The sequence below is a fragment of the Phytopseudomonas straminea genome, from assembly GCF_900112645.1.
Taxonomy (GTDB): Bacteria; Pseudomonadota; Gammaproteobacteria; order Pseudomonadales; family Pseudomonadaceae; genus Aquipseudomonas; species Aquipseudomonas straminea.
The window spans coordinates 756,922-777,423 of the sequence record NZ_FOMO01000002.1; the positions used below are offsets into that span (position 1 = coordinate 756,922).

Annotated in this window: 18 protein-coding genes; 12 read left to right on the forward strand and 6 right to left on the reverse strand. The window is 62.7% G+C overall.

Going from position 1 to position 20,502, the window contains the following annotated elements:
* The first annotated feature begins 96 nt into the window (after positions 1 to 96).
* Complete coding sequence (gene ygfZ, locus BM279_RS07660; RefSeq protein ID WP_093502451.1) at positions 97 to 1,038, forward strand: CAF17-like 4Fe-4S cluster assembly/insertion protein YgfZ; 942 nt, start codon at positions 97 to 99, stop codon at positions 1,036 to 1,038.
* Positions 1,039 to 1,086: 48 nt separating this feature from the next.
* On the forward strand, positions 1,087 to 1,923 hold the full coding sequence (locus tag BM279_RS07665) for an HDOD domain-containing protein (protein ID WP_093502454.1): 837 nt from the start codon (positions 1,087 to 1,089) through the stop codon (positions 1,921 to 1,923).
* A 42-nt stretch (positions 1,924 to 1,965) separates the two neighbouring features.
* Here the strand turns inward: BM279_RS07665 and BM279_RS07670 are convergent, their stop codons facing one another.
* Positions 1,966 to 3,357 (reverse strand): sensor histidine kinase, encoded by a 1,392-nt coding sequence (locus BM279_RS07670; protein ID WP_093502456.1) that lies wholly within the window; start codon positions 3,355 to 3,357, stop codon positions 1,966 to 1,968.
* Positions 3,350 to 4,021, reverse strand: a complete 672-nt coding sequence (locus BM279_RS07675; protein ID WP_093502458.1) for a response regulator — start codon at positions 4,019 to 4,021, stop codon at positions 3,350 to 3,352. Before BM279_RS07675 ends, BM279_RS07670 begins: the two co-directional genes overlap by 8 nt.
* Before the next feature lie 230 nt (positions 4,022 to 4,251).
* Here BM279_RS07675 and BM279_RS07680 point away from each other — a divergent pair, with 230 nt between their 5' ends.
* From BM279_RS07680 to BM279_RS07705, 6 genes are all read left to right on the forward strand, one after another.
* The gene (locus tag BM279_RS07680) at positions 4,252 to 4,959 is read left to right on the forward strand and encodes a hypothetical protein (protein ID WP_093502460.1); all 708 of its coding nucleotides are present in this window, start codon (positions 4,252 to 4,254) and stop codon (positions 4,957 to 4,959) included.
* A 115-nt stretch (positions 4,960 to 5,074) separates the two neighbouring features.
* Entirely contained in the window at positions 5,075 to 6,058 is a 984-nt protein-coding gene (locus tag BM279_RS07685; protein WP_093502461.1) for a Bug family tripartite tricarboxylate transporter substrate binding protein, read from the forward strand.
* Positions 6,059 to 6,143: 85 nt separating this feature from the next.
* Entirely contained in the window at positions 6,144 to 6,599 is a 456-nt protein-coding gene (locus BM279_RS07690) for a tripartite tricarboxylate transporter TctB family protein (RefSeq protein ID WP_093502462.1), read from the forward strand.
* Positions 6,600 to 6,602: 3 nt separating this feature from the next.
* Entirely contained in the window at positions 6,603 to 8,117 is a 1,515-nt protein-coding gene (locus tag BM279_RS07695) for a tripartite tricarboxylate transporter permease (protein ID WP_093502464.1), read from the forward strand.
* The gene (locus BM279_RS07700; RefSeq protein WP_093502466.1) at positions 8,110 to 9,165 is read left to right on the forward strand and encodes an AbrB family transcriptional regulator; all 1,056 of its coding nucleotides are present in this window, start codon (positions 8,110 to 8,112) and stop codon (positions 9,163 to 9,165) included. The genes BM279_RS07695 and BM279_RS07700 overlap by 8 nt, the downstream gene beginning before the upstream one ends.
* 110 nt (positions 9,166 to 9,275) lie before the next feature.
* Positions 9,276 to 10,130 carry a DUF6279 family lipoprotein gene (locus BM279_RS07705; protein ID WP_093502468.1) on the forward strand — a complete coding sequence of 285 codons (855 nt, stop codon included), beginning with the start codon at positions 9,276 to 9,278 and terminating at the stop codon, positions 10,128 to 10,130.
* On the opposite strand, the gene ung is transcribed toward BM279_RS07705, so the two are convergent.
* A complete protein-coding gene (ung, locus tag BM279_RS07710; RefSeq protein WP_093502470.1) occupies positions 10,131 to 10,829 on the reverse strand; it encodes a uracil-DNA glycosylase in 699 nt (232 codons plus the stop codon).
* A 190-nt stretch (positions 10,830 to 11,019) separates the two neighbouring features.
* On the opposite strand from ung, the gene BM279_RS07715 reads away from it, so the two are divergent.
* Genes BM279_RS07715 through BM279_RS07725 form a run of 3 tightly spaced genes read left to right on the forward strand, consistent with a single transcriptional unit; the run spans position 11,020 to position 14,246 of the window.
* Positions 11,020 to 12,267 carry an ABC transporter substrate-binding protein gene (locus BM279_RS07715; RefSeq protein ID WP_093502472.1) on the forward strand — a complete coding sequence of 416 codons (1,248 nt, stop codon included), beginning with the start codon at positions 11,020 to 11,022 and terminating at the stop codon, positions 12,265 to 12,267.
* Positions 12,268 to 12,295: 28 nt separating this feature from the next.
* The gene (locus tag BM279_RS07720) at positions 12,296 to 13,114 is read left to right on the forward strand and encodes an enoyl-CoA hydratase (RefSeq protein WP_093502474.1); all 819 of its coding nucleotides are present in this window, start codon (positions 12,296 to 12,298) and stop codon (positions 13,112 to 13,114) included.
* Positions 13,115 to 13,145: 31 nt separating this feature from the next.
* Complete coding sequence (locus BM279_RS07725) at positions 13,146 to 14,246, forward strand: enoyl-CoA hydratase/isomerase family protein (protein WP_093502476.1); 1,101 nt, start codon at positions 13,146 to 13,148, stop codon at positions 14,244 to 14,246.
* Positions 14,247 to 14,250: 4 nt separating this feature from the next.
* Here the strand turns inward: BM279_RS07725 and BM279_RS07730 are convergent, their stop codons facing one another.
* From BM279_RS07730 to BM279_RS07740, 3 genes are read right to left on the reverse strand one after another with little or no spacing between them, the layout of a single operon-like run.
* A complete protein-coding gene (locus BM279_RS07730) occupies positions 14,251 to 15,555 on the reverse strand; it encodes an HlyD family type I secretion periplasmic adaptor subunit (protein ID WP_093502542.1) in 1,305 nt (434 codons plus the stop codon).
* Positions 15,556 to 15,613: 58 nt separating this feature from the next.
* Positions 15,614 to 17,770: a type I secretion system permease/ATPase gene (locus BM279_RS07735; RefSeq protein WP_093502478.1), complete on the reverse strand. Its 2,157-nt coding sequence runs from the start codon at positions 17,768 to 17,770 to the stop codon at positions 15,614 to 15,616.
* Between the two features lie 32 nt (positions 17,771 to 17,802).
* Positions 17,803 to 19,155 carry a TolC family outer membrane protein gene (locus BM279_RS07740; protein WP_093502544.1) on the reverse strand — a complete coding sequence of 451 codons (1,353 nt, stop codon included), beginning with the start codon at positions 19,153 to 19,155 and terminating at the stop codon, positions 17,803 to 17,805.
* Positions 19,156 to 19,462: 307 nt separating this feature from the next.
* On the opposite strand from BM279_RS07740, the gene BM279_RS07745 reads away from it, so the two are divergent.
* The coding region (locus BM279_RS07745) for a retention module-containing protein (protein WP_167363110.1) at positions 19,463 to 20,502 on the forward strand (1,040 nt) is incomplete at its 3' end.

Sequence of the window (20,502 nt, forward strand, 5' to 3'; positions counted from 1 at the left end):
CGGTAATTGACCGGCGGCGCTTTTTTGCCTGTAGCTAGACGCTTGCCGCTGCTCTTATCATGGCCTCCTCATTCTTTACCCACGATTGTCCTGACCATGGCCGACAGCGCTTTCTTTTGCCCGCTCACCCACGAAGGCATCCTTGCCGTGCGCGGCCCCGATGCGGGTAAGTTCCTGCAGGGCCAGATCACCTGCAACATCAATTACCTCGGCACCAGCGGCTCCAGTCTTGGCGCACGCTGCACACCCAAGGGCCGTATGCTGTCGAGCTTTCGTATCGTTAGCGTAGCCGACGGTTTTCTCCTGGCCATGAGCCGCGAACTGCTCGAGCCGCAACTCGCCGAGCTGCAGAAATACGCGGTGTTCTCCAAGGCCAAGCTCGGCGACGAAAGCGCTGCCTGGATTCGCTTCGGGCTGCGCGGCGCCGATGCTGCTCTGCAAGCCCTTGGGCTCGAACTCGCAGCCGAGGCTGACGGCGTTGCCAGTACGGGTACGCTGATCGCCATTCGCCTCAGCGATGGCCGCGCCGAACTGTGGGCGCCAGCCGAGCAAGCCGAAGCCCTGCATTCACGCCTGAGCGAAGCGCTTCCTGAAGCCAGCCTAAATGACTGGCTGCTGGCGCAGATCCGCGCCGGTATCGGCCAGGTAACCGGTAGCACCCGCGAGCTATTCATCCCGCAAATGATCAACCTCCAGGCAGTTGGGGGGGTGAGTTTCAAGAAGGGCTGTTACACCGGCCAGGAAATCGTTGCCCGCATGCAGTACCTGGGCAAGCTCAAGCGGCGCCTGTATCGCCTGCGCATGACCGGTGATCAACTGCCCGCGCCAGGCAGCGAACTGTTTTCGCCGGTGCACCGCAGCGCGGTGGGCGAAGTGGTGCTGGCGGCCGAGAGCACCGAGGGTGTCGAGCTCTTGGCAGTGCTGCAGGAAGATGCCGCACTCGACGGCCATATCCACCTGGGCAGCCTGGAAGGGTTACCGCTCGAGCTGCTCGAGTTGCCGTATACGCTGGACAGCAACCGCGAGATCCAGCGCTGACGTACACTGCGCTTCGCCTGTCATCACTCTGCCAATAACGAGAATTTCATGAGCAAACTCGCCGAGAAAGTTCTGCTGGATCTGACCCGGGCCATCGACAACGATGAACTGGTGCTACCCACCCTGCCGGAGGTCGCCCTGAAAGTTCGCGAGGCAGCGGAAGACCCCAACGTGGGTATTCCCGAGATGACCAAAGTGATCGGTAACGACGCCGCGCTGACCGCCCGCATCATCAAGGTGGTCAACAGCCCGCTGCTGCGCACCAACCGGGAAATCACCGACCTGCAAATGGCTATCGGCCGCCTGGGCATCAACTACACCTGCAACCTCGCTACGGGCCTGGCCATGGAGCAGATGTTCCAGGCGACCACCGATGTGGTCGACCGCAAGATGCGCGAAGTGTGGACCAAAAGCACCGAGATCGCCGGCATCTGCCACGTGCTGTGCCGCCACTACACCCGTCTGATGCCGGACCAGGCCACCCTTGCCGGCCTGGTTCATCAGATCGGCGTACTGCCGATTCTCACCTACGCCGAAGAACACAGCGAGTTGCTGTCCGACTCGATCAGCCTCAACCACGTGATCGAGCAGATCCACCCGATCATCGGCGACAAGATCCTGCGCACCTGGGAATTCCCGGAGATGATCGCCTGCATCCCCAGTCAGTACCTGAACTTCAGCCGCGACAGCGGCAAGGTAGACTACGTCGACATCGTGCAGGTGGCCACGCTGCAGAGCATGCTTGGCACGCCGCACCCCTATACGCAGTTGGACTGGAGCCAGATCCCGGCGTTCGCCAAGCTCGGTATCAAGCCGGATCTGGACATCCACGCCGATGAAGATCTGTCGGCGGCCATGGACGCTGCCATGACCATGCTGCAGTAATTGCTCAATCGGGGCGAAGCCTGCTTCGCCCCGTCAGTTTTTTCAGTCCGGCTCGCCAGGAAAGACCACACGCACTAGAAGCCCATGGGGGCTGGCCTGGTGCAGGCTGATGTCCGCGCGGTGCGCACGGCATATCTCACCGACGATAGCCAAGCCCAGGCCTGCGCCCAGCCCTTGGGGCTGACGCCGATAGAAACGCTCGAACACCCGTTCCCAGTCTTCCTCGGGAATTCCCGGGCCGTCGTCTTCGACCTCCAGCACGCCGGACTCCAGAACCCGCAGGATCACGTTGCCGCCGACTTCCGTATAGGCCATGGCATTGTCGACCAGGTTGCAGAGCAACTCATTGAGCAAGGTCGGTTCGCCGCGAATCCACACAGGCTGCTCGGCTTCCAGTGCGAGCGCGACACCTCGGGAATGGGCCAGGGGCGCCAGTGCCATACCCAGTTCACGAGCCAACTGACTGAGATCCAGACGCAACGCGCCACCCTCGGCAATCGCCCGTGCCCCGCTTTCAATCCGCGCCAGTGATAGCAGCTGGTTGGCCAGATGGGTCAGGCGATCGGCATTGAGCGCGGCATCCTCCAGAGTCGCGTGCCAGATCCGCGGATCCTGGTCACGCAGCCCTAGCTCCACTCGCGCCTTAAGCGCCGCCAGGGGCGTACGCAGCTCGTGGGACGCGTCGGCGATGAACTGCGACTGACGTTCGAACAGGCTGCGCAAGCGGTCGTTGAACTGATTCAGAGCATTGACCAGCGGCCGCAACTCGCGGGGCATGTCCGCATCTGGCAGCGGGCTCAGATCATCGCTGCTGCGCACAGCCACCGCTCGGCGCAGGCTTTCGAGCGGCTGCAGCCCGGCACTCACCGCCAGCCAGACCAACAACAGCGCGCTCAGCGACAGCAGGCCCATGCGCCACAGCGTGCCGAGCAGCAATTCGCGGGTCATGCGCTCGCGCGCGCCCTGGGTTTCCGCTACACGAATCTCGGCCACTCCGCTGTAACCGGGCTCGCTGACTGGCTGCAGAAAGCTCACCAAGCGCACGCCCTGGCCACGGTATTCACCGTCGTAGAACTTGGCCAAAGCTGGGTAATCATTGGTGCGCGGCGTATTCGGTGGAGCCGCAGGCAGATCTTCATAGCCGGAAACCAGCTCACCCTTGGGCCCCAGCACCTGATAATAGATGCGTCCGGCATTGTCGTAGGCGAAGGTGTCCAGAGCGATATAAGGCACGTTGGCGCTGAGCATTCCCTCGACGGCGTAGAGCCCATCGGAAATGGCGCGTGCGGAGGCCAGCAGGGTGCGGTCGTAGGCGGTATCGGCGGCGTGGCGCGCGCTCCAGTAGGCCGTTACGCTGCTGACCAGCAGAATGACCGTGAACAGCACCGCCAGCCGGCGGATCAGCCGGCCACGCAGGCTGCCGGGGCTATCCACTCGTGGCTTCCAAGAGATAGCCCAGGCCGCGGAAAGTGACGATGCGCACCGAGCCGCGCTCGAGCTTCTTGCGCAGCCGGTGAACGTAGATTTCGATGGAGTCGGCGCTCGCCTCCTCGTCCAACCCGAACACCTGGGAGGCCAGTTGCTCCTTGCTCATCACGCGGCCGGGGCGGGCGATCATCGCCTCGAGCACCGCCTGCTCGCGGGAGGTGAGATTGAGGTTTTCGTCGAGCAGCGTGAAACGCCGGGTATCCAGGTCATAGACCAGATCGCCGCAGCGCAACTGCTGTTCGCCGCCCAGCACACTGCGGCGCAGCAGCGCCTTGACCCGCGCCTCCAGCTCGCTGAGTTCGAAGGGCTTGGCCAGATAATCGTCGGCCCCCAGGTTGAGCCCGTGCACCCGATCCTTCACCTCGCCACGGGCGGTGAGCATCAGCACCGGCACGGTCTTGCCGCGGGCGCGCAAACGGGCGAGCACCTCGAAACCGTCCATGCGTGGCAGCCCTACGTCCAGAATCGCCAGGGCGTAATCCTCGCTGCCGAGGGCGAGATCCGCAGCCACGCCATCATGCAGAAGATCCACTGTCCAGCCAGCATTCTTGAGCGCCTGACTGACACTCGCCGCCAATTGCGGATGATCCTCGACCAGCAGAATTCGCACTGCAACCTCCACAACAACCATGGACTTGACCGCCCTGTGGGACGAGAGTTTACCGTTCGCGCGAAGACTTGGCAGTGACGGCGTGTACAGGCCAGCCTGCGTAACAACTTTCAACACTGAAAGGTTGGCGAAAGGTTGTGCTTTTAGGATCGCCGCACGAGTGGCTAGATCCACCCTCAGAACGACCGACACCTATGCGGCCGTTACAACAATAACAACGGAGTATCCGCATGCCGATTGCCGCGCGCCAGGCCATCTCGTGTACGAGCCTTTTGAGCCTCGCCCTGCCGGCTGCCCTTTTCGCCTCCCTCGCCCAGGCGAACATTCCTGAAGATTCCGTTACCAGCCTGGAAGAACGCATAGCTCCTGCCAGCCGCGTCGCCCGGCAAAGCGTCCGCCCCGCCGCCAATGACAGCAGAGAAGGCAGCTTGCATCTTCAAGCTCGCCCTGATGCTGGCCAGAAAAATACCGAACAGGCTTCAGCGACAACAGCCGAATCTGATCCAGCCGTGATTGAAGATCACACCGAACAGCCGGCCGCTGTTGGATATCCCAATACCGCCAGCGAGCCTTCTTCACGCCCCGCGTTCAGCTCGCCCCAGGCCAATAAACTTTCTCCCGCCCGCCTGCTGCGCCCGACTCCCGGCGAAGCAGGTCCTGGCGCAGCCCACGACGATAGCCGCGCCGTCTCAAATCTTTCTCCGATCATCGATCTTGCCGAGCCTCCAACGGGCTGGCGGCAGGCGCGTTACGACTTCAAAGCGCTCGGCGTTCCCAGCTTGCGCTACACCCACCACGGCATACCCAGAGCTCGCACTGCAGTAACGGATGTCGCTGGCGAATGGCGCAGGGAACGCAACGTCGAATTGAAGTACGTGACACTCAGCGACCTTGTCTGGCCCGCAAGCAGCCGCTTGCAAGCCGGCCTTGCGAGCTGACGCCTAGACTCGATCAGCCGAGGGCTCGCGCCGCTGTGCGTAGCGCACTCGTATCGCCCCCTGCGATGGCAGGTGCATCGCTGTTAACAATAAAGACTCCAATGGAGAAGACCCGATGAAGACATCCATGCGTACCCTTTTGCTGACCGCTTCCTGCCTGATGTTGGCCGGTCAGGCCCTTGCCGATGAGCCGCGCCGCCCCGAGTGCATCGCGCCGGCAGCGCCCGGCGGCGGCTTCGACCTGACCTGTAAACTGGCGCAGAGCGCATTGGTGGAAAGCAAGCTGCTCAAGTCGCCGATGCGCGTGACCTACATGCCTGGCGGCGTTGGTGCGGTAGCCTATAACGCGGTAGTCGCCCAGCGCCCGTCCGAAGCCGGCACCATCACCGCCTTCTCCAGCGGCTCGTTGCTCAACCTCGCCCAGGGCAAATTCGGCCGTTTCGACGAGAACGCCGTGAAGTGGCTGGCCGGCGTCGGCACCAGCTACGGCGCCCTGGCAGTACGCAAGGATTCGCCGTTCAAGACCCTCGATGACCTGGTCAAGGCCCTCAAGGAAAACCCGGGCAAAGTGGTGATCGGCTCCGGCGGCACCGTCGGCAGCCAGGACTGGATGCAGACCGCACTGATCGCCCGCGCTGCCGGTATCGATCCGCGCGAACTGCGCTACGTGGCGATGGAAGGCGGCGGCGAGCTGGCTACCGCACTGCTCGGCGGCCACATCCAGGTCGCCAGTACCGACATCTCCGACTCCGTTCCGCACATCGAAAGCGGCGACATGCGCATCCTCGCCGTGTTCTCCGAAGAGCGTCTGCCAGGTGCCAACGTAGCGGAAATCCCCACCGCCAAGGAACAGGGCTATGACGTGGTATGGCCGGTAATCCGCGGTTTCTACGTTGGCCCGAAAGTCAGCGACGAAGCCTACACCTGGTGGAAGAACTCCTTCGACCAACTGCTGGCCTCCGAAGACTTCGCCAAACTGCGTGAAAGCCGCGAGCTGTACCCGTTCGCCATGACCGGTGACGAGCTGGACGCTTACGTCAAGAAGCAAGTCGCGCAGTACAAGGAACTGGCCCAGGAATTCGGCCTGATCCAGCAGTAACGCCCGCTCAATTTCCTGTAAACCGTCATCCTCTGGGCAGTGCCCAGGGGCTGCCTTTTGCCATGCTCGAATGAGGACTTCCTCAATGTCACAACGCATTTTCGGCGTCGTCCTGCTGCTCGCCTGTGTCGGGCTAGGCGTCGTTGCCTGGGGCTATCACGCGCCCTTCTCCTATGAGCCAGTGGGCCCGCGTGCCTACCCGATGCTGCTGCTGATCCTCATGGGTCTGGGCGCCATCTACCTGCTGATCAAGAAGCCGAGCACCGCCTCGCACAGCGACGAGCCGCCGCTGGACCGTCACGTACTCAGCAAGGTGGTCGGCTGCGTGGTGATCCTCACCATCTACGCCGCGCTGTTCGAGCCTCTGGGTTTCGTGCCGGCCAGCCTGATCTTCGGTATCGCCATGGCCCGACTGTACGAAGGCACCTGGCTGGCCAGCTTGATTTCCGGCGTTGTGCTGGCCATCGGTCTGTACGTGCTGTTCGACAAAATCCTCGATGTACCGTTGCCGCTTGGCATCCTGTCCTCCCTGGAGATCTGATCCGTGGAAACTTTTAGCTACCTGGGTCAGGGCTTCGGCGTTGCCCTGAGCCCCTACAACCTGTTCACCGCCCTGTGCGGCACCCTGATCGGCACCATCGTCGGCCTGCTGCCGGGCCTGGGCCCGATCAACGGCGTGGCGCTGCTGATCCCCATCGCCTTCGCCCTCGGCCTGCCGCCGGAAACCGCGCTGATCCTGCTCGCCGCCGTTTACCTGGGCTGCGAATACGGCGGTCGTATCTCGTCGATTCTGCTGAACATCCCGGGCGAAGCCTCGGCCGTGATGACCACCCTGGACGGCTACCCGCTGGCCCGTCAGGGCAAGGCCGGTGTGGCCCTGTCGATCTCCGCCTGGAGCTCGTTCGTCGGCGGCCTGATGGCGACCTGTGGTGTGGTGATCTTCGCTCCGCTACTGGCCAAATGGGCGGTGGCCTTCGGCCCGGCCGAATACTTCGTGCTGATGGTGTTCGCCATCGTCTGTCTGGCAGGCATGGCCGGCAACAAACCAATGAAGACCGCCATCGCGGCCTGTATTGGCTTGTTCCTGTCGTGTGTCGGCATCGACTCCAACAGTGGCGTGTACCGCTTCACCTTTGGCAGCCTGGGCCTGGCCGACGGCATCCAGTTCGTCGTGCTGGTACTCGGCCTGTTCTCGGTCAGCGAGATCCTGGTGTTGCTGGAGCGTACGCACCACGGCCAGAAGGCCATCGAAGCCAAAGGCCGCATGCTGTTCAACCTGAAGGAAGGCCTGTCGGTGCTGGCCACCAACCTGCGCAGCGGCGCGGTCGGCTTCGGCCTCGGCATCCTGCCGGGCGCCGGTGCGACCCTGGCAAGCGCCGTGGCGTACATGAGCGAAAAGCGCCTGGCCACCAAGGACAACAAGTTCGGTGAAGGTGACCTGCGCGGCCTGGCTGCGCCGGAAACTGCCAACAGCGCCTCGGCCTGCGGTTCCATGGTGCCGATGCTGACCCTCGGCGTTCCCGGCTCCGGCACCACCGCAGTGATGCTCGGCGCCCTGACGCTGTACAACATCACCCCGGGCCCGCTGCTGTTCCGTGACCAGCCAGATATCGTCTGGGGCCTGATCGCCTCGCTGTTCGTGGCCAACATCATGCTCATCGTGATGAACGTGCCGATGATCAAGATCTTTACCAAGATCCTCGCCGTGCCTTACTGGGCATTGGTGCCGGCCATTGCCATCATCACGTCCATTGGCGTCTACGCCGTGCACGCCACCGCGTTCGACCTGTACCTGATGATCGGTATCGGTGTCGCGGGTTACATCCTGCGTAAGATGGACTTCCCGTTGTCGGCGATTCTGCTGGGCTTCATCCTCGGTGGGCTGATGGAGCAGAACCTGCGCCGCGCACTGTCGATCTCCAATGGTGAGCTGAGCATCCTGTTCTCTAGCCCGATCACCTGGGGCGTCTGGGCCTTGATCGTGGCAATGATCGCCCTTCCCTTCTATCGCACCTGGCGCAAGCGCAGCCTGCGTAAAGCCGAAGCGGCCAATGCCTGATAGCGGCAACCCGCAAGGCAACCCCAAACACCTACGCAACTGGTGGCTCACGCCACTGGTTGGCGCAGTGGGTGGTTACCTGGCCAGCCTTATCGGCTGGCCTTTGCCTTGGGTGATCGGCTCCCTGCTGGCAGTCATCCTGCTGCGCTGCAGCGGCGTGCTCAGTCAGGAAATGCCTGGCGGCCGTCAGGTCGGCCAGTGGCTGGTGGCCGCTGGCATCGGCCTGCATTTCACCAGCGAAGTGCTCGAGCAGGTGCTTGGCAACCTGACCATCATTCTGTTCGGCGCCTTCGCCACCCTGGCACTCAGCGCCATCGGCATCGCCGGCCTGCGCCGCGCCGGTGTGGATCGCGCCACCGCGTTCTTCGCCAGCATGCCGGGCGGGGCCAGCGAGATGGTCAATCTGTCCAGGCGCCACGGCGCCCAACCGGCACGCATCGCCGCCGCGCACAGCGTGCGGCTGCTGATGGTTATCCTGCTGATTCCCGCGTTGTTCACCTGGGGTTTACCGCCCGTTGATCCCGCGCCGCCGATGCCGGCGGACTGGTTCTGGCTGGCAATTTTACTGCCAGCCGGTGCCTTGCTGGCTCTGCTGTGGCGGCGACTCAGGCAACCCAACCCGTGGATGCTTGGCCCGTTGACGCTGTGCGCCGCGGCCAGCGTGACCTTCGACCTGCATATCGGCATGCCCGGCTGGCTCGGCCAGGCCGGGCAATGGCTAATCGGCTGCGCCCTGGGTTGTCATTTCGACCGGGCATTCTTTCGGAGCGCACCAAGCTTTCTGGCACGCGTGGTGCTATTTACCTTGCTGGCCATGATGGCGACGGTCGGGCTCGGCTCGGCCATCGGCTGGCTGAGCGGTATCGACTCAGTCTCGCTGATGCTAGGCATGATGCCCGGCGGCATCACCGAACTGTGCCTGACCGCAGAAGCCCTGCAGTTATCGGTGGCTCTGGTCACCGCGTTGCAGGCGCTGCGCCTGTTTCTGGTGATGTTTCTAGCCGAGCCTCTGTTCCGCCTGTGGCAACGGCACGCGCCACTGCCCTGAGCTCTCAAGCCCGACTCTGCGTCGGGCTTTTTTTAGCGGATATGTCCGTGCACCTGCGGTCGATATGGCTGGCGTACTCTCCCCAGGCGCGCGTACCAAAAGGAGGCGACATGTCCGGTTATCTGAAAAGCCTGTGTCTGCTGCTATCACTCGGCCTGTTGCTCAGCGCCTGCGGCAAGGCCGGTATGGCCTACCGCAACCTGGACTGGGTGGTTTCCTGGCGGGTGAATCAGTATCTGGATCTCGATTCGCAGCAGAAGGCCTGGTTCAAGCCCAGACTACAGGAACACCTGGCCTGGCACTGCAGCAGCGAATTGCCACGCTACGTGGACTGGCTGCAACGCACCGAGCAGCTGGTCCAGACGCCAGAGCCCAGTGCCCGGCAACTGGAAGCGCAGATGCTCGAGGCCGAGCAGGCCTTCAACGCCATCGTCCAGCAAACCACCCCGACGACCGTCGCCCTGCTTGCCGACCTGCGCCACAAACAGGTCGACCGGCTCTACGCCCGTATGGAAAAGGACAATCACGAAGACCGTCAGAAGTTTCTCGAACCGCCGCTGGAAACCCAGATCCGCGAGCGCGCCGAACGTCTGGAAAAACGCCTGAAACCCTGGTTCGGCAGCCTCAACGAGGCGCAGCGGGCTCGCGTCGCCCAGTGGGCCAGCGAGCGCCGCGATCAGAACCAGCTATGGATGGAGAACCGCACACGCTGGCAGGGCGAGTTTCGCCGCGTGCTGGATGACCGCAACGCTCCGGATTTCGCTCAGCGCATGAGCGATGTGCTGGAGAACCGCCGTGGCGGCCATGACGAGCAGACCACCCAGGCCTACGAACAGTCGCGCCAGGCCATGGCCACACTGCTCAGCGATCTGCTGGCTGCAGCCGACGACAGCCAGCGAGATCGGGTAAACCAGCGCCTGGCTTCCATACGCACCGACCTGGCCGCAGAGATCTGTACCGGCTGATCAGCTCTGAACTGGTGGTAGACGCCAGTCGATGGGCGGCAGCCCGTTCTGCTCGAGGAACTTGTTGGTGCGGCTGAAATGACCGTTGCCGATAAAGCCCCGATGCGCCGACAGCGGCGAAGGGTGCGGCGAGCGCAGCACCAGGTGCTTGCTGGTGTCGATCAGGCGCTCCTTGCTCTGCGCATGGGCGCCCCACAGCAAGAACACCAGATGCGGGCGTTGCTCGCTGACCACCGAGATGATCCGATCGGTGAACGGCTGCCAACCCTTGGCGGCGTGGGAGCCGGCGTTGGCGCGCTCGACGGTGAGCGAGGTGTTGAGCAGCAGCACGCCCTGCTCCGCCCAGGACTGCAGGTAACCGTGGTCGGGAATGTCGATATTCAGGTCGCGTTTGAGTTCTTTATAGATATTCACCAGCGACGGCGGCGTCGCCACGCCCGGCTGCACCGAGAAACATAGGCCGTGGGCCTGGCCGGGGCCGTGGTAAGGATCCTGACCGATGATCACGACCTTGACCTGATCCAGCGGCGTGGAATCCAGGGCATTGAAGATCAGCGGACCCGGCGGATAGATTTCCTTGCCGGCGGCCTTTTCCTGACGCAGGAAATCGCCCAGGGCGATCATGTAGGGCTTGTCGAACTCGTCGTGAAGCGCCTGCTTCCAGCTGGCCTCCAGCTTGACCTTGTCTGCGGCGGACATGCCTGCTCCCGGTAATCAGTGAAGTCGGCACGCTAGAGAAGCGCCCCTATCAAGTCAAGGCAGCGGCTGATGGGGATTATGCGAAATGGTTGGCAGCGCCGCCTTCTTAGACCAAAAGTGAATCACACCAACCGCTTAGAAAAGCGTAAAACGGAGCGGCCAACCGAATAATAAAAACAAGGACTGCACCATGAAGCGAATCTTCGCGTTTCTCGCCCTGTGCACGGCCGCCAGCGCCTATGTACAAGCCGCCGATCCCATCACCCTGGGCCTCAGCTACCCGCGCACCGGCAGCTACAAGGAAGAAGGCCTGGCGCAGATGCGCGGCGCCCTGCTCGCCATCGATGAAATCAACGCCCAGGGCGGCGTGCTGGGCCGCAGCCTACGCCTGTCCAGCCTGGACGACGCCTCGAAGCCGGACAAAGCAGTGCACAACGTCGAAAAGCTGGCCAAGGAAGGTGCAGCCATGCTGTTCGGCGGCGCCTCCAGCGCAGTGGCCATCGCCGCTGGCAAGCGTGCGGCGCAGTTCGACCTGCTGTACTTCGGCACCCTTACCTACTCCAACGACACCACTGGCAAGGATGGCCACCGGCACATGTTCCGCGAGTGCAACAACGCGTGGATGAGCGCCCAGGTTCTGGGCCAGTACCTCAACAAACAGTTGCCGGGTAAACGCTATTTCTACGTCACGGCCGATTACACCTGGGGCCATACAACCGAGAGTTCGCTGCGCCAGACCACCAATACCCAAGACGCCGCCCAGCACGCCGGCCTCAAGGTACCGTTCCCCGGCGCAAGCCTGGCCGACTACCACAATGCTCTGACCCAGGCTGCGGCCAGCAATGCCGACGTTTTGGCCCTGGTACTGTTCGGCGAGGACCTGGTGCGGGCGATGCGTATCGCCAAGGACCTGGGCCTCACCTCGCGCATGCAGATCATGGCGCCCAACCTGACCCAGAGCATCGTCGAACAGGCCGGCCCCGGTCTGATGGAAGGCGTGGTCGGCACCGAACCCTGGACTTGGCGCGTGCCCGAACTGGAAAACTCGGAAGCCGGCAAGGCCTTCGTCAAGACCTACAGCGAACGCTACGCCATGTACCCCTCCAGCTCCGCCGCCTCGGCCTACAGCATCGTCCAGCAATGGGCGGATGCGACCAAACGCGCCAACAGCCTGGACAGCGAAGCGCTGATCAAGGCGCTCGAAGGCCACAGCTACACCCTGCTCAAGGATCGCCAGCAATGGCGCAGCTTCGATCACCAGAATCTGCAGACGGTCTACGCCGTGAAGGTGAAACCGCGCGCCGAGGTACTCAAGGACCCACTCAAGCAGGATTATTTCGAGATCGTCGAACGCCTGGATGGCAGCACCGCCCTGCCCGACCTGGCCACCTGGCAGGCCGAGCGGCGCAACGCGGGGCAGCCTTTGGCGCTACAGTAAAAGACACCACAGCTGAAGAGGACAGCCCATGAGTACGGCACTGGAACCCTACAAACCCGGGATCTTCGATCTGACCCACAAGCTCACCGTGGAAAAGCACGGGCACACCGCGCTGATCACCATCAACAATCCACCGGCCAACACCTGGGACCGGGAATCGCTGATCGGCCTCAAACAGCTGATCGACCACCTGGACCGTGACGACGACATCTACGCCCTGGTGATCACCGGCCAGGGCGGCAAGTTCTTCTCTGCCGGCGCGGATCTCAAACTGTTCGCCGACGGCGACAAGGCTCGCGCCCGGGAAATGGCCAGCCGCTTTGGCGAGGCCTTCGAGCGGCTCAGCGCCTTTCGCGGTGTATCCATCGCCGCCATCAACGGCTACGCCATGGGCGGCGGCCTGGAATGCGCCCTGGCCTGCGACATCCGCATCGCCGAACGCCAGGCCTTGATGGCCCTGCCGGAAGCCAGCGTGGGCCTGCTGCCCTGCGCCGGTGGCACCCAGAACCTGCCCTGGCTGGTTGGCGAAGGCTGGGCCAAGCGCATGATTCTCTGCGGTGAACGGGTCGATGCCGACACCGCACTGCGCATCGGCCTGGTGGAGCAGGTGGTCGATAGCGGCGAAGCACGTGGCCACGCGCTGCTACTGGCCGCCAAGGTCGCCAATCAGAGCCCGGTGGCAGTACGCGCCATCAAGCCGCTGATCCAGGGCGCCCGCGAACGCACCCCGTCCACCTGGCTGCCTGCAGAGCGCGAGCGTTTCGTCGACCTGTTCGACGCCGCCGATACGCGCGAAGGGGTCAACGCCTTCCTGGAAAAACGTACGGCCCACTGGCGCAACCAGTGATCCTTACCGGCACCTGCCTTTGGAACTGCACATGAATGTCACCTTTGAAGAACGGGCCAGCCTGCACGGCTATCGCATCGGTATCGCCAGCCTGGACGCGCCAGCGAGCCTCAATGCCCTGTCGCTGCCGATGATCGACGCCCTGCAGGATCGCCTGCGCGCCTGGGCTGAAGACGCCGATGTCGCCTGCGTGCTGCTGCGCGGCAACGGCAGCAAGGCGTTCTGCGCCGGCGGCGATGTGGTGCAACTGGCCAAGAAGTGTCTGGCCAGCCCCGGCGAAGCGCCCGGGCTTGCCGGGCGCTTCTTTGCCCGCGAATATCGCCTCGATCACTACCTGCATACTTACCCCAAGCCGCTGATCTGCTGGGCCCATGGCCACGTGCTGGGCGGCGGTATGGGCTTGCTGCAGGGCGCGGGAATTCGCATCGTCACGCAGAGCAGCCGCCTGGCCATGCCCGAGATCAGCATCGGTCTGTTTCCGGATGTGGGCGGCAGCCACTTCCTGTCGCGCCTGCCGGGCAAGCTGGGGCTGTTCTTCGGGCTGACCGCCAGCCCGTTGAACGCCCGTGATGCCCTGGATTTGAACCTGGCCGATCGCTTCCTGCTCGACACCCAGCAGGACGCGCTGATCGACGGGCTGATACAGCTGAACTGGCGCGACCAGCCGGATCTGCAACTGCACAGCCTGCTCAAGGCGCTGGAACAGCAGGCCCGCGGCGAGCTACCCGCTGCACAGTGGTTGCCGCGCCGCGAGCGACTCGACGCGTTGCTCGATCAGGCCACCCTGCCGCTGAGCTGGCAGGCCCTGGCCAGCCTGGAGAACGACGAAGACACCCTGCTGGCCAAAGCGGCCAAGACCCTGCTCGGCGGCAGCCCGTTGACCGGTCACTTGGTGTGGGAACAGATCAGACGCGCGCGGCACCTGTCATTGGCGCAGGTTTTTCAGATGGAATACGGCATGAGCCTTAGCTGCTGCCGCCACCCGGAGTTCGCCGAGGGCGTGCGTGCCCGGCTGATCGACAAGGATCACGCCCCGCACTGGCATTGGCCGGACGTGAACCAAGTGCCGGATCAGGTGATCGCCGCACATTTCGCAACGCTCGACGATCACCCCTTGGCTGATCTGGCCTGACCGATCAGCGCTCGCGCAGCGCCTCGGCGCGAGCGCGAATGATCGGCTTGAGCAGGTAACTGAGCACGCTCTTCTTGCCAGTGATGATATCCACCGAAGTGACCATCCCGGGAATGATCAGCAGCGGGTGCTCCTCGGTGCCGAGGTGGCTTTTCTCGGTGCGCAGCTTGATCACATAGAAGCTGTTGCCTTCTTCGTCGGTCACGGTGTCGGCGCCGATCTGCTCAAGCTTGGCTTTCAGGCCGCCGTAAATCGTGTAGTCGTAGGCGGTGAACTTGACCACCGCTTCCTGACCCGGGTGCAGGAAGGCGATGTCCTGCGGACGAATGCGCGCCTCGACCAGAATGGTGTCATCGATGGGTACGATCTCCACCATGTCGCTACCCGGCTGGATCACCCCGCCGATGGTATTGACCAGCAGTTGCTTGACGATACCGCGCACCGGCGAAGTGACCATGGTGCGGTTGACCCGATCTTCGAGCGCCTTACCGGTGGATTCGATCTTGCTTAGGTCGGTACGCGCTTCATTCAACTGAGTCAGCGCCTCGCTGCGAAAGCGCCCGCGGGTCTCGTCGATCTTGCGCTCCACTTCCTTGATCGCTGCCTCGGCACGCGGGATGGCCAGTCCGGTGGCCTCCAGCTGACCGCGGGCCTCCACCTCGGCACGCTTGAGGCGCAGCACCTCGACCGGCGATACGGCGCCTTCGGCCACCAGCGGCTCGGACATGCGAATTTCCTGGCGCAGCAGTTCCAGACTATTGCGGAACTGGCCCTGCTTGGATGCGTACTCACGCACTTCCTGGCGACGCTGGGTCAGCTGCTCCTGCAGCCCGGCAATTTCGTCCTGCAGCTGCTGCTGACGGCTGAGAAACAAGGCCCGTTCGCTTTGCGCCAGGCCCGGCGCTTTGGCAGCGATATCCTCGGGAATGGCAAGCTCGCGCCCTTCCACCTCGGCGCTCAGGCGTTCGACACGCATGGCCAGAGACAGGCGATCAGCCTCGGTCTCGCCCACGTTCGACGCAAAGCGCGTGTCATCCAGGCGCAGCAATGGCGTACCCGCCTCGACCACCTGCCCTTCATTGACGAACAATTCGGAAACGATACCGCCTTCCAGATTCTGAATCTTCTGCACCCGCGAGGACGGAATGGCTTTGCCATCACCGCGGGTCACTTCATCGACCTCGGCGAAGTTGGCCCACAACAGACAGAACACTACGAAGGCGATGATGCCCCAGAGCGTGAGGCGCATGACCCGTGGCGCATCCTCGATGAGCGCCTTGCGCACCTCGGGCAGCGGCTCGTCGCCCACTTCGTCACGGGGGCCGAAATACGAGGCGGCAGCGCGATAGAAACGCTGGAAGGAATCCTTAACTGACACTGATCTGCCCCTTCTTCAACGCCTCCATGACGCTCTCTTTCGGGCCATCGGCAATGATCCGGCCCCGGTCGACGATAACCAGGCGTTCCACCAGGCTCAACATCGAAGCACGGTGGGTAACCAGCAACAGCGTCTTGTTCTTGCTGATGGCAGCCAGGCGCTGCTTGAGGCGCTCCTCACCGGTGTTGTCCATCGCACTGGTGGGCTCGTCGAGCAGCAGGATCGGCGGGTCAAGCAACAGCGCACGGGCCAGGGCCACGTTCTGGCGCTGACCGCCGGACAGATTCTGGCCTCGCTCACCCACCTGCAGTTCGTAGCCATTGGGGTGCAGCCGGGCGAACTCGTGCACACCGGCCAGCTCGGCGGCCTGCAGCACCAGTTCGTCTTCGACATAGCGCGCGCCCGACAACAGATTGTCGCGCAGGGTGCCGGCGAACAGCTGAATATCCTGGGGCACATAGCCGATGTTGTAGCGTACGTCGCTGACATCCAGCTGACGCACGTCGATACCGTCGACCAGGAGGCTGCCGGCGTCGGCCTGATAGAGCCCGACGATCAGCTTGGCCAACGAGCTTTTGCCCGAGCCGCTACGGCCGATGATGCCGACCTTCTCGCCAGGGCGGATCACCATGTTGATACTTTGCAGCGCTGCCTGCTGCTGGTCCGGGTAGTGGAAGTCCAGCTGACGGAATTCGATACCGCCCTGCAGCGTCTGGCGCTTGAGCGGGCGTTCGTCGGCCTGGCGTTCCTGGGGCAACTCCATCATCTGGTTGACCGAATCCAGGGTCACACGCGCCTGCTGATAGCGGATCAGCAAACCGGATACCTGCGCCAGCGGGCCCAGCGCCCGGGAGCTGAGCATATAACAGGCAATCAGGCCGCCCATGCTCAGGTTACCGGCGATGATCTGGTACACACCCAGCACGATGATCACCACACCGGCGAGCTGCTGCAGCAGCAGCGTCGAGTTCATCGCCAGACTCGACAGCATGCGTGCTTTGAGCTCGAAGCGGCCCAGCGTGCCGATTGTTTGTTCCCAGATGTACTGACGCTCGCTTTCTGCGTTGTTGACCTTGACCGCATCCAACCCAGCCAGGCTCTCGATCAGCCCGGACTGGCGCTCGGACGCCAGAGCCATGCTGCGTTCCATGGTCTTGGCCAGGGGTTTCTGCAGCGCCCAGCCGATCAGCGCGACCAGCGGGAAGGCCAGGATGGGAATCCACACCAGATGCCCGCCCAGGTAGGCGATGACCGCCAGAATCAGGATGGTGAACGGCAGGTCGATGACGCTGGCCAGCGTCAGCGAGGCGAGGAAGTCGCGCAGGCTCTGAAACTCATGGATGTTCTGGGCGAAGCTGCCAACGCGTGCCGGGCGATGCTTCATCGCCATGCCGACGATGCGCTCGAACAGGGTGGCCGAAATGATCATGTCGGTCTTCTTGCCTGCCAGATCTAGGCAAAGACCGCGCAATGTTTTCAGCAGCAGATCGAAGATGAACACCCCGCTGATGCCGATGGCCAGCACCCAGAGCGTGGCCTCAGCCTGGTTGGGGACCACGCGGTCGTAGACGTTCATCACGAATAGCGGCGTGACCAGACCGATCAGGTTGATCAGCAGACTCGCCGCGACGGCATCGACATACAGCCAGCGCGAGCGTTTGAGGGTGTCACGGAACCAGGAACTGGCCCGGGGGACCAGTTCGCCGCGGGTGAAATCGAATTTGTGCTGGGGCTGGGCGAAGAACACCCGGCCGCTGTAATCCTCGGCCAGGGTCTCGATGCTAACCCGCACCTCGCCGCCTTCGGTTTCGCTGGGCATGATGCGCGCCTGCCCACCGGCCTCCCAGCCAAGCAACAAGGCGCTGCGCCCATCACGTAACAGCAATAGCGCAGGCAAAGCCAGTTCGGGGATCTTTTCCAGATTGCGGCGCAGCCAGCGCCCTTGCAGACCGGCGCGAGCGGCTGCCCGCGGCAGCAATTCGGCACTCAGACGCTGCTTGGGCAGCGGCAGCCCGGCGGTGAGCATGGCTCGGCTGACGGACTTCTGATGCAGACTGCACAACGACAGCAAACTATCCAGCAGAGGGTCGTCGTAACGGTCACGTGGATCATTACGGGGCTGGGATGGATCCGGTTCTACTGCCACTGCACATTTACCCTTACCTAAAAAACCGAACTCTAGTTCATGTTGGGCAGTTGCACATTAGTCTTCACGGTATCCAGCGGCACGGAGGCCATCGGCGCGGCGATTCCCTGGCTCTTGAGCAGCGTGCCGGTGGTCGCCTTGATGCGGTAATGGGTGAACAGCTCAGTGAAGCGAACTTCCTGCAGACGTCGGGCGGCAGTGAAGTACTCGTTTTCACTGTCCAGCAGATCCAGCAAGGTGCGCTCGCCGAGGCCGAACTGCTTCTGGTAGGAATCACGCACACGTGAACTGTGGTCGACGTACTGCTGGGCGATCGGCAATTGCGCACGGGCGTTCTGCAGCGCATTCCAGGCCAGGCCGACTTCTTCGTTGAGCACGCGCAACGCGTTGTTGCGAATGTCCATGGCCTGGTTGCTCAGGTAAGCCTTGGAGCGCACGTTGGCGCTGTCGCTGCCACCTGCGTATAGGTTGTAGCGCATGCGCAGCATGGCCTGCCATTCCTTGTTCTCACCCTCCACACCATCGACGTTGTTATTCAGGCCTGTGGACACTTCTGCATCGAAACGTGGGTAGTAAGTACTCTTCGCCGCGGCGTACTGCGCCTCGGTCGCCTTGACGTCAGCTTCGGCCGAACTGATGTTGGGGTTGTTGGCCAGCAGTTCATCACGGGCAGCCGTAAGGCTCTCGGGCAGGTGTACGCCCATGCTGTCCGGCATGCTCAGGTCGGCCGGCTCGCGGCCTACCACGCTCAGGAAGGTAACCTGGGCATCAGCTAGGTTGGTCTGCTCGGTCAACAGGTTGTTGCGTGCCTGGGCCAGGCGCGCCTCGGCCTGATCCAGGTCGGCCATACGGCCCACACCGCGTTCGCTGCGCAGGGAAATCTGATCGTAGATACGCTCGTGGCTACGCAGGTTCTCTTCGGCCAGGCGCGCCAGCTCCTGGCGCTGCAGTACATCCAGGTAGACCTGGGCGACTTCCAGTGCGGTGCGTTCGGAGTTGGCCAGCAGTGCGTAGGCGCGGGCGTTGACGGTGGCGCGTTGACGCGCGACCTCGTTACGAGTCGCGAAACCGTCGAACAGCATCTGCTGGACGCTCAGGCTGGATTCCGAACGGTTGAGTGTGCGATAGCCGCGGTCGTTGCTCGCGCGAGTGCTGTTGTTTTCCGTACCTTCACGGCCATAACCGGCCTGCACGTCGACGCGTGGCAGGTAGCCCGCCCGCGCCGCTTTCATGTCCTCTTCCGACGCCAGCCGTGCATTGATGCCGGACTGGATTTCAGGGTGCACGCTCAGGGCACTCTGCATCGCCTCGGTCAAGGTCTGCGCTTGAGCCGAGGCGGAAATGGCAAGGACGAGTGGAAGCGTGGCAATGAAGCGCATGGTCAGTAAATTCCCTGTAAACGCCGACATGTTTTATCGGTATAGATCAAGTCGCTGAGCAACCGGCCGAAGACTATCATTGCCACCTGAACTTCAGAGTCTCATGGAAGACAAAACAGCTGAAAATATCAAAGTGACATCAACGAGTCTGATTGTTTATGATCGGACCCGAAGGGTCAATACTCTGGCGGCTAGCTTGCAACAATAAATTTCCGCCAATTATATGACGACGTATTTTCAGCAGCATCCGCTATAAACCGGTATAGACACATTTCACAGGTTTTACCTCTCGCGCACGCGCATGGAGCTGTTTATGAGTAATTTCGCCGCCGTCATCAAGTCCTTGATTGGCCAAGTATTCGTCACCTCGGTTGACGGAATTCGGCGCCAGGTATTTGAGGGAGATCGCATCTTCGCAGGAGAACAGGTCACCACGGCCGATGGTGGTTCCGTGACTCTGGAGATGGCGAATGGCGAGACTCTAGAGCTCGGTGCGAACGCCTCATGGCAGGCGGTTAACCCACAAACCCAGGAAGTGGCGGATAGCGCGACCCAAGCGCCCGGCAGCGAATTCGAGCAGGCGCTGGCTGCGGGAATGGACCCGACTGTCGACCTTGACCCCACCGCGGCAGGCCCTGGTGCAGGTGGCGGCGGCGGTGCTGCCGGTGGCGGTCACAGCGCAGTCATGCTCAGTGAGACAGCCCAGCGCGTAGATCCGACAATCGGCTTTCAGACGAACGGTCTAGGTACGCCAGGTTTCAATCTGATTGAAAACAATGATCCCGCTATTTTCTCAACGGCAGGCGCAGCCGCTACGGGCACGACGACACCGGATACAACGCCTCCGGTCTTGACCATCGGCATCGACCCGGTCACCGGCGACGACGTGATCAACAGCGCTGAGCTTGGCGCGGCAACAGTCACCATCACCGGCACTGTGGGCGGAGAGGCAAAAGTTGGCGATTCGATTACCCTAAACCTGGGTGGCAACCTCTACAGCGGGACAGTGATAGCACTTGGCAACGGAGCGCTCGGTTTCAGCATTCCGGTCAGTAGCGCGGACCTCGGCAGTTTCAGCAGTATCAGCGCAACGATCAGCAGTGCTGACGCGGCGGGCAATGTCGGTACTGCGACGGCAAGTCGTCCTTATAGCGTCGATACCACTGCACCCGTGATCACTGTCGATGCTCCAGCCATCACCAATGACACGACGCCGACCATCGTCGGTACTACCGATGCGCCGGTGGGCAGCACCGTCACGCTGACCATTACTCAGGGTGCCAACACCTTTACCGTGACCACACCGGTTCTGGCGGGTGGCACCTACAGCGTCGAGCTGACTCAGCCGCTGGC

Excerpts from the sequence above, each read along its gene's own strand:
- BM279_RS07700 (WP_093502466.1), top strand. The coding sequence starts at position 8,110 with ATGCCTGATAGCGGCAACCCGCAAGGCAACCCCAAACACCTACGCAAC.
- BM279_RS07725 (WP_093502476.1), top strand. The coding sequence starts at position 13,146 with ATGAATGTCACCTTTGAAGAACGGGCCAGCCTGCACGGCTATCGCATC.
- BM279_RS07665 (WP_093502454.1), top strand. The coding sequence starts at position 1,087 with ATGAGCAAACTCGCCGAGAAAGTTCTGCTGGATCTGACCCGGGCCATC.
- BM279_RS07690 (WP_093502462.1), top strand. The coding sequence starts at position 6,144 with ATGTCACAACGCATTTTCGGCGTCGTCCTGCTGCTCGCCTGTGTCGGG.
- BM279_RS07705 (WP_093502468.1), top strand. The coding sequence starts at position 9,276 with ATGTCCGGTTATCTGAAAAGCCTGTGTCTGCTGCTATCACTCGGCCTG.
- BM279_RS07680 (WP_093502460.1), top strand. The coding sequence starts at position 4,252 with ATGCCGATTGCCGCGCGCCAGGCCATCTCGTGTACGAGCCTTTTGAGC.
- BM279_RS07715 (WP_093502472.1), top strand. The coding sequence starts at position 11,020 with ATGAAGCGAATCTTCGCGTTTCTCGCCCTGTGCACGGCCGCCAGCGCC.
- BM279_RS07685 (WP_093502461.1), top strand. The coding sequence starts at position 5,075 with ATGAAGACATCCATGCGTACCCTTTTGCTGACCGCTTCCTGCCTGATG.
- BM279_RS07720 (WP_093502474.1), top strand. The coding sequence starts at position 12,296 with ATGAGTACGGCACTGGAACCCTACAAACCCGGGATCTTCGATCTGACC.
- ygfZ (WP_093502451.1), top strand. The coding sequence starts at position 97 with ATGGCCGACAGCGCTTTCTTTTGCCCGCTCACCCACGAAGGCATCCTT.
- ung (WP_093502470.1), bottom strand. The coding sequence starts at position 10,829 with ATGTCCGCCGCAGACAAGGTCAAGCTGGAGGCCAGCTGGAAGCAGGCG.